This window comes from Archangium lansingense (genome assembly GCF_026626635.1).
GTDB lineage: Bacteria > Myxococcota > Myxococcia > Myxococcales > Myxococcaceae > Archangium > Archangium lansingense.
On sequence record NZ_JAPNKA010000001.1, the window covers coordinates 1,107,147 to 1,120,959 of the forward strand.

Consider the following 13,813-nt stretch of genomic DNA (forward strand, 5'->3'; position numbering starts at 1 on the left):
AACCCGGCTTCTCAGAATCAGCGAATGTCCTCGTCGAGACATTCTGCAGAAGAGCAGGCAGGCAGGCACCCTTCGGGTACTCAGGCTTTCAGTTTGTAACCAGAACGTAACGCAACCCACGCCAGGGCGGTGGCGGCGAGGGCTACGGCGAGGAGGATGCCCAGGCCGAGCAGAGGCGCGAAGCCGCTGATGCCCAGCATTCCGTAGCGCAGCCCCTCCACCATGTAGACCATGGGGTTGAAGAGGCTGATGACGTTCCAGGGCGAGGGCAGCTCACGCACCGAGTAGAAGATGCCGCCCAGGAAGGTGAGCGGCAGCATCACGAAGGTGGGGAAGAAGTTGATCTGCTCGAACTTCTCGGCCCACACGGCGGCGAGCATCCCCAGGACGCTGAAGGTGTAGGAGGACAGCAGGAGGAAGAGGAGCGTGGCGGGCGCGTGCTCCAGGTGGAAGCCAGTGAAGAAGGAGGCCACCACCCAGGTGAGTCCGCCCACCAGCAGTCCGCGAATCATGGCCCCGCCGATGAAGCCGGCCATCAACTCCAGGGGTCCCAGCGGCGCCACCAGCAGGTCCACCACCGTGCCTTGAATCTTGGTGATGAACAGCGAGGAGCTGCTGTTGAGGAAGGCGTTGTTGGCCAGGCCCAGGAAGACGAGCCCGGGGACGATGAACTGCAGGTAGGGCACGCCCTCCACCTCGTGCACGCGGCCGGAGAGCGAGTAGCCGAAGACGAGGAAGTAGAGCGAGGTGCTGATGAGCGGTGAGAGGACCGTCTGGCCCGGCACGCGCATGAAGCGGCGGACTTCCTTCAGCAGCAGGGACTTCATCCCAATCGTGTTCATGAGGTCGTCGTGCGGAGTCGTGTGAAGTCGGGTGGGGCGCTCAGGCGGCGCCAGCGGCGGCGGCGGCGGGCTTGCCGCGCAGGATGTCGATGAGGATGTCCTCCAGGCGCGAGTGGCGTGTCTCCACGTCCCCCACCGGGAGGCCCTGCGTGTAGAGGGTGCGGAGGATGTCACCGGCGGGGGCACTGCCCTCGCGCTCGGGGTAGGTGAGGGTTTTTCCGTCGGCGGCGAGCGTGGCGCCCGTCTTGCGCACGGACTCGGGCAGCTCGGTGACGGGCCCGGTGAAGGTGACGATGAGGCGCTTCTCGCCCAGCCGGCGCAGCAGCGCCTTCTTCTCCTCCACCAGCAGCAGCTTGCCCTCGTTGATGACGCCCACGCGGTCGGCCAGCTCCTCGGCCTCTTCCAGGTAGTGCGTGGTGAGGACGATGGTGGTGCCCTCGGAGGCCAGCTTGCGCACGTACGTCCACAAGTCTCGGCGCAGCTCCACGTCCACGCCCGCGGTGGGCTCGTCCAGGAAGACGAGCCGCGGCTTGTGCACCAGCGCCTTGGCGATGAGCAGTCGGCGCTTCATGCCTCCCGACAGCGCGCGCGTGAGCGAGTCCGCCTTGTTCTGCAGGTTGAGCGCGGTGAGCACCTCCTTCACCCGCGCCTCGTCCCGCTCCTGCCCGTAGTAGCCCTGCTGGATGTAGAGCGACTCGGCCACCGAGAAGAAGGGATCGAAGTTGATCTCCTGCGGCACCAGGCCCACCTCGTAGCGCGGGCGCACCGGGTCCTCGTCCAGGTCGTTCCCGAAGACGAGAATCTTTCCGCTCGTCTTCTTCACCAGCCCGCAGACCGAGCCGATGAGCGTCGTCTTGCCCGCGCCGTTGGGGCCGAGCAGGGCGAAGATCTCCCCGGGACGGATGGTGAGGTTGACGTCGGTGAGGGCCGTGAGCTTGCCGCCGTACGTCTTGGTGAGGCCGCGGAGCTCGAGCGCGGGAGTGGAGGACATGGTGGGGGACGCCTTTACCACCCCCACGGCGCTCGGGAAGTCCCGACCGCGAGACCCCTCCCGTTTCAATGAGGGTGAAGCAGAAGGGGGGCTGCTCCGCCGTGGCCTCCCTGCCGGCTCGCCCGGGCTCGGAGCGGACCGCCAGGCGTGGCGCTCCGGTTGGAGGGCAGGGGACCCCGGAAATCCAGGGGAGTGCCTGCGCCGGGGAGGACGCAGTGCGCCGTGTGGGGTGTTCTGGGTCGGAAGAGGCGGAAGCCCGGGAATCAAGTGTCCTGAAGAGCGAGCGAGCGGCCGAGCGTCTTGCGCCCGCCGTGGCTCCTTAGTATCCGCCAGCGTCCACGTCACCGAGTCGGAGGCAGAAAGAGCGAGATGGCCCAGAATTTCATCTTCACCATGCAGGACCTGCGCAAGGTCAAGGGCGGCAAGGAGATCCTCAAGGGCATCTACCTGTCCTTCTTCCCGGGCGCGAAGATTGGCGTCATCGGTCCCAACGGCTCCGGTAAGTCGACGCTGCTGCGCATCATGGCGGGCGTGGACACCGAGTTCTTTGGCACGGCCAAGCCGGACCCGAGCGCGCGCGTGGGCTACCTGGCGCAGGAGCCGCAGCTCGACTCCACGCTGGACGTGAAGGGCAACGTGGAGCTGGGCCTCAAGCCCATCCGCACGCTGCTGGACCGCTTCAACGAGGTGAGCGCGAAGTTCGCCGAGCCGATGGATGACGCGGCGATGGAGAAGCTGCTGGCCGAGCAGGGCAAGCTGCAGGACGCGATCGACGCGTGCAACGGCTGGGAGCTGGATCGGACCCTGGAGATGGCCATGGACGCGCTGCGTCTGCCGCCGGGGGACGCGGACGTGACGAAGCTGTCCGGTGGTGAGAAGCGCCGTGTGGCGCTGTGCCGGATTCTGCTGGAGAAGCCGGACCTGCTGCTGCTGGACGAGCCCACCAACCACCTGGATGCCGAGAGCGTGGCGTGGCTGGAGCAGGCCCTGACGGAGTACAAGGGCACCATCGTCTGCATCACGCACGACCGCTACTTCCTGGACAACGCGGCGGAGTGGATTCTGGAGCTGGACCGCGGCGAGGGAGTGCCCTGGAAGGGCAACTACTCGAGCTGGCTGGAGCAGAAGCAGAAGCGGCTGGAGCTGGAGGAGAAGTCGGAGAGCGCGCGGCAGAAGACGCTCAAGCGCGAACTGGAGTGGGTGCGTGCGTCGCCCAAGGCGCGTCAGGCCAAGAGCAAGGCGCGTATCTCGGCGTACGAGGATCTGCTCAACCAGACGCAGGAGAAGCGCGACGCGACGGGCGAGGTGACGATTCCGGCCGGGCCGCCGCTGCGCGGGCTGGTGGTGGAGGCCAAGGGGCTGCGCAAGGCCTTCGGGGAGCGGCTGCTCATCGACGATCTGAACTTCCGGCTGCCGCCGGGTGGCATCGTGGGCGTGATTGGCCCCAACGGCGCGGGCAAGACGACGCTCTTCCGGATGCTCACGGGCGTGGAGAAGCCGGACGGCGGCGAGCTGCGCGTGGGTGAGGCCGTGAAGATGGCGTACGTGGATCAGAGCCGCGACGCGCTGGAAGGGGACAAGAGCGTCTTCGAGGAAGTGAGCGGCGGGCTGGACTACATCGACCTGGGCCGGGCGGGGCAGATGCCGAGCCGCGCGTACCTGGCGGGCTTCGCGTTCAAGGGACAGGACCAGCAGAAGCGGGTGAAGGACCTGTCGGGCGGCGAGCGCAACCGGGTGCACCTGGCGAAGATGCTCAAGAGTGGCGGCAACCTGCTGCTGCTGGACGAGCCCACGAACGACCTGGACGTGGAGACGCTGCGGAGCCTGGAGGACGCGCTGCTGAGCTTCGCGGGCTGCGCGGTGGTCATCAGCCACGACCGTTGGTTCCTGGACCGCATCGCCACGCACATCCTGGCGTTCGAGGGAGACAGCCGGGCGTTCTTCTTCGAGGGCAACTTCCAGGACTACGAGGCGGACAAGAAGAAGCGCCTGGGTCCCGAGGCCCTGGAGCCGCACCGCATCCGCTACCGCCCGCTCACGAAGAACTGAGCGAAGCGCTGACACACAATCGCTGACTCAGTAGACCCAAGAACCCCCTCCTTGCCTTCCAGGGAGGGGGTTTTGTGTGACGGTGGTCACCTCGGGTCCGGCCGAGAAGTAGGCGGCGCCCCGGCTCGCGCTATGGTCACATGCCGCGCAAGAGGCCGCGCCCGAGCTCGTCCATGAACGTCGTCTTCATCTCCCCTCACTTCCCTTCCCAGTTCTTCCACTTCGTCACCGCCCTGCGCGAGCGCGGTGTCAACGTCCTGGGCATCGGCGACTCCCCCTACGACTCCCTCCGCCACGAGCTGCGCGAGGCCCTCTCCGAGTACTTCTTCACCCCCAACCTCAACGACTACGACGCCCTCCTGCGCGCCACCGGCTACCTCACCTGGCGCCACGGTCGTATCGATCGCATCGACTCGCTCAACGAGACCTGGCTCGAAGTGGAGGCCCGCCTCCGCGAGGACTTCCACGTTCCCGGCCTCGTTCCCGCCGACATCGTCCGGCTGCGCACCAAGCTGGGCATGCACGATGTCTTCAAGAAGGCCGGTGTCGCCCACCCCGATGGCATCCCCGTCAAGGATGCCGCCGGCGTGAAGGCCTTTGCCCGCGGCGTCGGTTACCCGCTCGTCCTCAAGCCGGACGTGGGCGTCGGCGCTGCCCGCACCTTCAAGGTCTCCTCCGACGCCGACGTCGACGAGGCCCTCGAGGAGCCCCTCTCCAACTACGTCGCCCAGGCCTTCGTGCGCGGCGCCATCGTCACCTATGACGGGCTCGTGGATCGCGAGGGCAACATCGTCTTCCACCTCAGCCACGAGTACAGCGACGGCGTCATGGAGGTGGTGCTCGAACAGCGCGACATCTCCTTCTGGAGCCTCAAGGAGATTCCTCCCGCCCTCGACACCCTCGGCCGCCGTGCCGTGGCCGCGCTCGGCCTGCGCGAGCGCTGGTTCCACCTCGAGTTCTTCCGCCTCTCCGACGGCAGCTACGTCGCCCTCGAGGCCAACCTGCGTCCGCCCGGTGGCTTCATGACGGACCAGATGAACTACGCGTGCGACATGGACGTGTACCGCCTCTGGGCCCGCGTCCTCACCGGCGATGACCTGCGCGACTTCCGCTACACGCCCAAGTACCACGTGTGCCACGTCGCCCGGCGCTCCTCCCGGCGCTACCGCTACTCCCACGCGGAGCTGGTGGCGAAGCTCGGCGACGCGCTCCTGCTCCACCGCGAGCTGCCCGCCGTCTACCACAACGCCATGGGCTCCGAGATGTACCTCACCCGCCACGAGCGCCTCGAAGACATGAAGGACGCCGTGCGCCTCATCCAGGCCACCGCCTGACCCGGAGCGCCCTCAGTGCTCCTTCCAGCGCAGCAGGTAGACGGTGCCCCCGTCCTCCCTGCGCACGATGGCCGCGTGGGGCTCCGCCGCGCCGCTCGCCTTCAGGAAGTTCACGAAGAGCGCCTCCGCGTAGCCCGGCGCGTCCAGCACCGAGTTCATCCACATCTCCCAGTTGCCGGGCCCCAGCTCCTTGAGCCGCACCTCGGTGTAGTTGTCCCCGGCACGCAGGGCCTGCACCATCTGCTGCACCGTGCGCTTGGGCCCGAGCAGCCGCAGCAGCCGCATCATCGCGCGCCCCACCAGCGTATGGCCGTAGCCCTTCACGTGGTGCTCCGCGAGCTGACGGAAGCCCTCCTCGCGCGGCACGCCCGGGTACACCTCCTCCAGGATGATGTGCAGGCAGTGCAGCCACTGGATCGCCGGGTAGGCCGGCGGCAGCGGCCGGTCCAGATCCAGCCCCATCATCTTCAGCCGCTCGCGCAGCCGTGGCGTTACCCGCTCACCCACACCGTGGCGCAGCAGGCCCTCCATCACCTGAACGAAGACCTTCCGGTCTTCTGGCCTCACCTCGCCCCGGGGCTTCACGTCATCCGAGCAGCCAGTTCATTGCCACCGGGAGCCGGCGCTGCCAGGCCGTCTCGTGGTGTAGCCCGCCCGGTTCCAGCACCAGGGCCAGCTCGTGGTCCGCGTACCCCAGCCGCTTGAGGTGGAAGTAGAAGTCGCGCGTGGCCTCGCCGTAGGGCAGCGGCACGCCACCCGGATCAATCCACTCCTCCGTGCCGGCATCCAGGTAGATGCGCGACCAGCGCCGGCTGTGGGCCTTCCAGTTCTGGAACAGCTTGTACTCGCTCCACATCACCGAGGGAGACAGGGCGCCGATGCGGCCGAACACCTCGGGGTACTTCCAGCCGAGGTACAGCGACATCAGCCCGCCCAGCGACGAGCCCATGACGGCCGTCCACTCGGCGCCCTGGCGCGTGCGGTAGACGTTATCCACGTAGGGCTTGAGCGTCTCGACGATGAAGCGGGCGTAGGACTCGCCCCGGGCGTGCACGTTGGCGCGCGACTCGTTCCAGGGCGAGTACTCCTCGAGCCGCCCAGAGCCCGAGTCGATGCCCACGATGATCCACGGCTCCGCTCGGCCCTCGCCCACCATGTGCTCCAGCGCGAGGTTGGCACACCACGTGTCGAAGATGGCGGACTCGGGATGGGCGAAGACGTTCTGCCCGTCGTGCATGAAGAGGACGGGGAACCGGTGGTGGGGGGCCTGGTCGTACCCGTCCGGCGTGTAGATGCGCACGGTGCGGGTAAAGCCCTCCTGCGGGGAGACGAAGTTTCGGATGATGTGCACGTGACCCATAGGGGGGCGCAGTTGAACGGCCTGGTGGAACGATAGATGGCCCCGCGCTCCCGGCCAACCCTCTCGGAGATGGACTCGCTACGCCAGCAGTGTGGGCGGAGGCCCTCCGGGGTCCGGCGCCTGGATGGGCGTTCCCCGTTTGGGACACCTCGCGGGTCGGGTCCCCGAGGTGTCCTCGTTGGTCTCCCGCGTGCATTGCGCCGGCCGCGTGAGAGCCGCCTGCCTGCCTGCCCTGCTGACAACCTGGATGTGTCTCGCTGTGCCAGGGGCGCGGGCCGAGCCATACGCGGCCGGGCTCTCCATCACCGACGAGGCGGAGCTGCGCACGCTCTATGAGGACGGGGTTCTCGCGGAGGAGGAGTTCGAGACCCTGCGGGAGCTGCTGCGCACCGGGGTGGATGTGCGCACGGCCTCTCGCGAGGTGCTGTACGCCCTGCCGGGGCTTACCTGGGCGCAGGTGGATGCGCTGCTCGCGTACCGAGCGCGGGTGGAGGGCTCCTTCGCGCCGGAGGCGTTGGTGGACGCCGGGGTGCTCACCGCGGAGCAGCTCCGCCAGGTGCGGCCCTTCCTTACCGGGGAGGCGCGCGGGACGAGGAGCTTCTCCGGGCGCCTGCGCCTGTTGACGGCCTATGGAGCGGCGGATGGGCTGGTGCCTCCGGTGCTGCTTCAGGCGCAGGCCGAGGGACCCCTGGGCTTTCGGGGCGGTGTCGTGGCCACACTCACCCGGCGCCGGCTGGAGGCCGTGCGTTACGAGCCGCGCCGCCGCGCGTTGGTGGCCGAGCTTCCCGGTGTGGCGCCCCGGCTGCCGAAGTTTCACGTGCGTTGGGGGGGCCAGCACGCCTCGCTGTTGGTGGGGACGTATCGGCTGGGCTTCGGGCAGCGGCTCACCTTGGACACGACGGGCCGCCCAGCACCGGACGGCTTCATGCCTGATGAGGGATTTCACGTGCCCGGCACGCCCGAGCGGCGCTGCATGCTGACGGGAACGGGCGCCTGTCCGGTGGAGGAGACGCCGGGGCGCGTCACCCCGGACTTCGGCTGGGCGGAGGGCTTTCGCGGTGTCGCCGGCACCGTGCGCGGGCAGGTAGAGGGCGTGACGCTCGCGTTCACGGGCTTCGGCTCGCATCAGTCGCGAGACCTCTCTCAGTACGAGCTGTTCGACACGAGCACTCGCAAGACGCCAGACGTGCTCGCTGTGCTTCCCGGGAAGCAGGTGCCGGGAGCCGTGCGCTTCATCTCGCGCACCCTGCCGGACGTCTTCCACGAGCTGGCCGGAGGCGGCCATGCCTCCGTGGGCTTTTCACCTCGGACTCGCGTGGGCCTGACGGGGTGGGGCGCCTGGCCAGTGTGGGCAGTGGAGGGGGTGGTGCTCGACCTTCAGGAGCACTCGCGCTTTCCCGGGGGCGGTGGCTATGGCGCGGTGGGCCTCGATGCGTCATGGGGCACCGGGCCGGTGGACCTGTTCCTCGAGGGCGCGCGGAGCTTCTCGGGCCCTGGCGGGACGGGTGGAGGCTTCGGTGCTGTCCATCGCACCGTGCTTGGCGACCGGAGGCGAGAACTGGAGCTGACGCTGCGCTGCTACGGGCGCGACTTCGACAATCCCTACAGCCGCGCTGTCTCCGGCCCTGACGAGTTCGAGGGTACGCGCGCGAGCAACGAGCTGGGTGCGCGGCTGCGCTACCTCCACCAGACGGAGGATGGCGCGTGGCGCATGACGGGCAGGGTGGACGTGTGGACGCAGCCTCCCGGGGGCGAGGACTCCGGCCTCGTTCATCTGGGGACCTCCGCCCGGGTGGACTACGTAGGTGTGCCGGAGCTCCAGCCCTCGATATGGGTGGAGCATCGCAACAAGGACCTGGGCCAGAACGGGCCCGGGCTGTGCTTCGAGGGAGAGGACTGTGTCGGTGAGCAGTACCGCGTCACGGGCCGTGTGCGGCTCGACGCCACCGAGGGCCTGATGCTGGCCGCGCAGTATCAGCACACGCTGGTGGGCAGCCGTCAGCGCCCTGGGAGCTTTCAGCAGGACGGCCGGGCCCTGCTGGAGGTTCTCGTGAAGCCACTGCCATCGCTGCGCCTGCACGGGCGCGCGAGCTGGCAGGACGAGGACCTCTCCGAGAACACCCGGCTCACGCAGGCGCTGCGCACCTCGCTGGAGGTGGCCTGGGCTGTCATCCCCGAGCTGAGCACTCGCGCACGGTACGAGCTTGCGTTGGACCTCAAGGCACCCGTGGGCGCGCGCTCGCCCCCCGAGCCACCGCAACACCTCCTCCGGCTGGAGCTGGAGGGCCGTTTCTAGATGGAGCCGACCTGGATGAGAGCCGTTCCCATTTGCTGTCTAGCTGTGACCCTGGTGCTCGTGTGTGGCGCCTGTGACCTCGCCCCCGGTGCCGTGGAGCCCGCCTGTGAAGGGTGGAGGCCCGGAGATGTCGTCCTCACCGAACTCCTGCCGGACCCCGAGGGAACGGACACGGGGCAAGAGTGGATGGAGCTCTACAACCCCGGGCGCTCGGCGGTGGACCTGCGCGGGCTGCTGCTCTACGCGGCGCGTCCGGATGGCTCGCAGGAGAAGGCCTACCTCTTCGAGGCGTCCGTGTCCGTGGAGGCGAGGGGGTATGTGGTGCTCGGGGACGTGCGCTCCGAGTCGCTGCCCGCCCATGTGAATCACTCGTACAGCGACATCCTGGGCTCGCTGGGCAACTCGGGCGGGCTCGTGGGTCTGCGCTGTGGAGACGTTGTCGTCGACGAGGTGCGCTACACCGGGCCTATCCGCTCCGGTGTGGCACGCATCTACGATGGGAAGCTCGTCCCGGATGCGCTCGACAACGATGAGGTGAGCCGTTGGTGTGATGCGCCTGCTTCCGCCTCCGACGGTGGTATGCGCGCGAGCCCTGGCGTCGCGAACCCGGCCTGTGCGGGCACAGAGGATGCGGGAGTTCCTGCGGACTCATGTCTGTCTTCTCGCACGGGGACGGTGCGGAGCCTGTCGCGTCCGCGTCCAGGTGACCTGGTCATCACCGAGGTCATGGCCGATCCGAAGGCCGTCGCGGATGCGCAGGGCGAGTGGGTGGAGGTGTATGCGCTGCGCGATGTGGACCTCAATGGCGTGACGCTCACGAACGAGGGGAGTGGCCGGACCCTGCTTGGCGACTCACGATGTCTGGAGTTGAGGGCCGGTACCCATGGGGTGCTCGCGCGGAGCGCCGAGGCCACGATCAACGGGGGACTGCCTCCGGTGCTGGGGAGCTTCGCGTTTGGTTTGAGCAACGGAGAGGGGTCGCATGCGCTCCGCTTGTCTCTGGAAGAGACGTTGCTCGATGAGGTGGCCTGGACGAGCGCTGCGATTCCAGGGGTCTCCCGTCAGCTCGACCCGGCCCGCAGGGATGTTACGCGCAACGATGCGCCGGAGAGCTTCTGTCCGACGCCCAAGGACTTTCGCTTTGGCAAGGGAGACCAGGGCACCCCTGGAGCGGAGAACCGTCCATGCACCTGATGAAAGGTTGGCGGGTGCTGTGTGTGGTGCTCGGGCTGGGGCTCATCGCCCTGTGCGCGTGTGGCTCGGAGTCCGCCTGTGGCCCGAGCGCTGGTGTGGTGTCGAGGGTCGTGGATGGTGACACCCTCGTGCTGCAGAGCGGCGAGCGCGTGCGCTACCTGCTCGTGGACACTCCGGAGAGCACGGGTGGAAAACTCGAGTGTTTCGGCACCGAGGCTCGGGACTTCAACCGCTCGCTCGTCGAGGGGCGTCTGGTGCAACTGGAGTACGGCGAGGCCTGTACGGATCGCTACGGACGGCTGCTCGCGTACGTGACGGTGGATGGGCAAGAGGTGAATTCGCTGCTCGCGGAGGGCGGGTATGCCTGCGTCCTCTACGTGTCTCCGGCGGGCAAGTCCCGGCGCTCGGAGTTCGAGGCCCTCGAGTCCTCGGCGCGGCGCGCCATGCGCGGGATGTGGGGCCGTTGTTCCCCTGTGTCGTGTGCACGGTGAGAGAAGTGCGACCATCCGTCCACTGGCTTTCCATTTCCCGAGGCATTGAGAATGAACAGACAGCTTCTGTTCTCGCGGAAGAGCGTCATAGCCTGACATGCCGCTGGGTTCCGCCTGGCCTTTTCCCTGAGGAGAGCAAATGAACAAGACAGTCCGGTTGTCTGTGTTGTTGGCGGGTCTGGGTTCCATGGTTGCTGGTTGTGGCGAGAGCGTGGACGCCACGGTGCAGTCGGCTTCCTCGTCGCTGTCCACCCGGGCGGAGGCGGCCCTGGCACCCCAGTGGACGAGCAATGCCCCCAAGAACGTCCGTTCGACTTCGCACGCCTCGGCGCTGCTGAGCTCGGGGCTGGTGCTGACGGCGGTAGGCGGGGGCGCGGAGCTGTACAACCCGTACTCGGATACCTGGAGCGCCACGGGCCCCATGAACGAGCCGCGCGGGCTGCCCAGCGCCACCCGGCTGGACTCGGGCCAGGTGCTGGTGGCCGGCGGACAGAACAGCGTCGGGCCCGACATCCGGACCGCGGAGCTGTACGACCCCGCCACGGGCACCTGGACCTATACCGGCTCGATGCAGGTGGGGCGCTCCTGGCACACCGCCACGCTGCTCGACTCGGGCAAGGTGCTGGTCACGGGCGGGCTGACGCGCTCCATGGGCTTCACCCCGACCGCCGAGTTGTATGACCCGGCCACGGGCATGTGGTCGTCCGCGGGCACGCTGAGCTCGGGCGGCTTCTTCCAGGCCGCGGCGAAGCTCTACTCGGGGGAGGTGCTGTTGACGGGAAGCATCTCCGGGGTGAACGCGGAGGTGTACAACCCCACCACGAATAGCTGGAGGCAGGTGGCCCTGATGCCGCGCCCTCGCGCGTTCCACACCGCGACGCGGCTCTACTCGGGCAAGGTGCTGGTGGCAGGTGGCAACACGAACGAGGGGACCACTCCGTCGGCGTACCTGTATGACCCGTTCCTCGATCTGTGGACGCCGGCCGCATCCATGAACCAGGCGCGCAGGGATCACACCGCGACGCTGCTCTACTCGGGCAAGGTGCTGGTGGCGGGCCGCTCCGCCGAGGAGGGCGCCGAGCTGTACGATCCGGAAACCAACACGTGGACCCTGCTGGGCGATGCCCTGGTGCCCCCCTCCGCGACCGCCACCCTGCTGCACACCGGTCAGGTGCTCCTCGTCGGCGAGACGACGTCCCGCTTCACGCCGTGAGAGGGACGCGGGGACAGGTTGCACCCGTCTCCGTACGCGTATTCCCGTGGGCCCGCTGCTTCCCCGTGGTGGGTCCAAGCAATGGAGGTGGCGAGGGGCGACATCCGCCCCCGCTTGCGCTACATGAATGACATGCGCCCCCTGTTCGCGGATCCGAAGACGGACTTCGTCTTCAAGAGAATCTTCGGCACCGAGGAGCACAAGCCGCTGCTGATGGCGCTGCTCAACGGACTGCTGGAATTGGACGAGGCCCACCGGGTGGTGGAGGTAGAGCTGCTGTCCGCCGAGCAGCGGCCGAAGGTGCAGGAGCTCAAGTACTCCATCGTCGACGTGAAGTGCACCGATGCGCGAGGCACGCACTACGTGGTGGAGATGCAGGTGCTCAACGTGGAGGGCTTCGAGAAGCGCGTGGTGTACAACGTGGCCAAGGCGTACACCGGCCAGCTCGACGCGGGGCAGAGGTATCCGGACCTGGATGACGTCATCGGCGTGACCATCTGTGACTTCGAGCTGTGGCCCCAGCGGGAGGCACCAGGGGTACCGATGCTCAGCCGGTGGCGGATGCAAGAGCAGCACGGGGGCGCGCGGGGCCTGGGTCAGCTCCAGTTCGTCTTCCTGGAGCTGCCCAAGTACGACGGCTCGCGCCCTCCGAGCACGGTGGTGGAGAAGTGGGCCTACTTCTTCCGCGAGGCCTCGAATCTGGAGATGGTGCCGGAGGTGCTGGCGGAGCGGCCCTTCAAGGACGCGCTGGATGCGGCGCGGGTGGCCCGTTTCACGGACGAGGAGTGGGATGCGTATGTCCGGGCTGGCATGGCGCTCCAGGACGAGCGCGGTGCCCTGTCGCTGGCACGCAAGGAGGGCAAGCAGGAGGGGCTGCGTGCGTCCATCCGGAGAATCCTGCACAAGCGTGGCCTGGTAATGGGTCCCCTGGATGAGGCGCGGCTCGAGGGGTGCACGCAGCTCGCCACGTTGGAGCGTTGGCTCGATCAGTCCCTCTCGGCCACGGATGTCTCGGAGGCTCTGGGAGATGGCGCTCCCGGCGAACCGTCCCCAGGTGCCTGAAGCGCTCGCTCGGACACCGGAGTCAGGGAAAGCTCACGTTTCCAATCTCGACGCTCTGGGTTCCGTTTTCATCCCAGAGCCGGAGCGTGAGCTTCTCGCGGGCCACTCTCTCCGGCAGCTCTGTCTCCACCACGATGAAGCCCCAGTCCAAGGGCGCAAGGGGCTCCGGTTGCCACACTCCGGACTGCTTCGCCTCTTCGCCGTCACGCGCCAGGGTGGCCTTCCCCACCGTCCAGCTCAGTGTCCCTGGATTCTTCAGCGTCATCACCACGGCCACCCGGAACACGGGCTCTTCTCCTTCCGGGACGACCGTGTTGTAGCGGTAGGCAAAAACTGATTCTACGTTCAGCGCGTTGTCCGGAGCCCTGGTGATGGACTTCGAGAGATCGTTGAACTCGACCCCCCTGTCTGCCCATCTCCATTCGGCCCATGGCGAACAGCCGGGTGAGGAGACCCTGTTCCTCGTATTTCACCTGAAGTTGTTTCAGCGCCTGAACGAGCCTTTCGTTCTCCTCTCGCTCCTCCCGGAGCTCGCGCTCCAAGGGTTCTTCTGGACGCCCGAAGCGGAAGACATCCACCTCTCGTGCGAGCCTGGCCGGGTGGACTACCAGCACGAAGACAACGCTCGCGGGGGCGGCGTCCCCCTCGAAATACACCGTCAGTCGTGAGGGCTTCCCGCCTCGTGGTTTCCTTTTGGGCACGAGGACGAGGGTCTCCTTATCCTCGTCCACCTTCCGGAACCGCTCCGCGTTTTCCAACTCCACCCGGGCGACCCCGGAGTCGAAGACGAAGGTGGTGGAGAGTTCGGCGCTGATGCACACCTCGAGCGGTTCCCGGGCAGAGTTCGCCGACAGCTCGATGGATCTCGCGGGCTCGTCACACGCTTCCGGATAGGGGCGGCGAACTTCGGCCTCCAGAGGCGACGAGAGCAGCAGGAGCGCGGCGGTGGAGGCGAGGATCATGGTGGCCCGAAGGGGGGAG

Annotated in this window: 13 protein-coding genes; 7 read left to right on the plus strand and 6 right to left on the minus strand. The window is 67.7% G+C overall.

Annotated elements, in window-relative coordinates:
* Positions 1-80: 80 nt before the first annotated feature.
* Positions 81-842 carry an ABC transporter permease gene (locus OV287_RS04475; RefSeq protein ID WP_267532728.1) on the minus strand — a complete coding sequence of 254 codons (762 nt, stop codon included), beginning with the start codon at positions 840-842 and terminating at the stop codon, positions 81-83.
* Between the two features lie 40 nt (positions 843-882).
* Positions 883-1,833, minus strand: a complete 951-nt coding sequence (locus tag OV287_RS04480) for an ABC transporter ATP-binding protein (RefSeq protein WP_267532729.1) — start codon at positions 1,831-1,833, stop codon at positions 883-885.
* A gap of 369 nt (positions 1,834-2,202) precedes the next feature.
* Here OV287_RS04480 and ettA point away from each other — a divergent pair, with 369 nt between their 5' ends.
* Both ettA and OV287_RS04490 read left to right on the plus strand, forming a co-directional pair.
* Complete coding sequence (gene ettA, locus OV287_RS04485; protein ID WP_267532730.1) at positions 2,203-3,882, plus strand: energy-dependent translational throttle protein EttA; 1,680 nt, start codon at positions 2,203-2,205, stop codon at positions 3,880-3,882.
* Between the two features lie 173 nt (positions 3,883-4,055).
* Entirely contained in the window at positions 4,056-5,216 is a 1,161-nt protein-coding gene (locus OV287_RS04490) for an ATP-grasp domain-containing protein (protein ID WP_267532731.1), read from the plus strand.
* A gap of 12 nt (positions 5,217-5,228) precedes the next feature.
* Here OV287_RS04490 and OV287_RS04495 read toward each other — a convergent pair whose 3' ends face one another.
* Together OV287_RS04495 and OV287_RS04500 are read right to left on the minus strand one after the other, a co-directional pair.
* Entirely contained in the window at positions 5,229-5,801 is a 573-nt protein-coding gene (locus tag OV287_RS04495) for a DUF2378 family protein (protein ID WP_267532732.1), read from the minus strand.
* A gap of 1 nt (position 5,802) precedes the next feature.
* Entirely contained in the window at positions 5,803-6,576 is a 774-nt protein-coding gene (locus OV287_RS04500) for an alpha/beta hydrolase (RefSeq protein WP_267532733.1), read from the minus strand.
* Positions 6,577-6,835: 259 nt separating this feature from the next.
* Between OV287_RS04500 and OV287_RS04505 the strand changes: the two genes are divergently transcribed.
* The 5 genes from OV287_RS04505 to OV287_RS04525 all read left to right on the plus strand — a co-directional run bounded on the left by OV287_RS04505 (position 6,836) and on the right by OV287_RS04525 (position 12,832).
* Entirely contained in the window at positions 6,836-8,872 is a 2,037-nt protein-coding gene (locus OV287_RS04505) for a hypothetical protein (RefSeq protein ID WP_267532734.1), read from the plus strand.
* Between the two features lie 15 nt (positions 8,873-8,887).
* Complete coding sequence (locus OV287_RS04510; protein ID WP_267532735.1) at positions 8,888-10,066, plus strand: lamin tail domain-containing protein; 1,179 nt, start codon at positions 8,888-8,890, stop codon at positions 10,064-10,066.
* The gene (locus OV287_RS04515; protein WP_267532736.1) at positions 10,057-10,557 is read left to right on the plus strand and encodes a thermonuclease family protein; all 501 of its coding nucleotides are present in this window, start codon (positions 10,057-10,059) and stop codon (positions 10,555-10,557) included. The genes OV287_RS04510 and OV287_RS04515 overlap by 10 nt, the downstream gene beginning before the upstream one ends.
* A 139-nt stretch (positions 10,558-10,696) precedes the next feature.
* A complete protein-coding gene (locus OV287_RS04520; protein WP_267532737.1) occupies positions 10,697-11,770 on the plus strand; it encodes a Kelch repeat-containing protein in 1,074 nt (357 codons plus the stop codon).
* Between the two features lie 81 nt (positions 11,771-11,851).
* Positions 11,852-12,832: an Rpn family recombination-promoting nuclease/putative transposase gene (locus tag OV287_RS04525; protein ID WP_267532738.1), complete on the plus strand. Its 981-nt coding sequence runs from the start codon at positions 11,852-11,854 to the stop codon at positions 12,830-12,832.
* 22 nt (positions 12,833-12,854) lie between these two features.
* Here OV287_RS04525 and OV287_RS04530 read toward each other — a convergent pair whose 3' ends face one another.
* Positions 12,855-13,097: a DUF2381 family protein gene (locus tag OV287_RS04530; RefSeq protein ID WP_373371800.1), complete on the minus strand. Its 243-nt coding sequence runs from the start codon at positions 13,095-13,097 to the stop codon at positions 12,855-12,857.
* Positions 13,036-13,794 (minus strand): DUF2381 family protein, encoded by a 759-nt coding sequence (locus OV287_RS04535; protein ID WP_373371801.1) that lies wholly within the window; start codon positions 13,792-13,794, stop codon positions 13,036-13,038. The genes OV287_RS04530 and OV287_RS04535 overlap by 62 nt, the downstream gene beginning before the upstream one ends.
* Positions 13,795-13,813 lie beyond the last annotated feature (19 nt).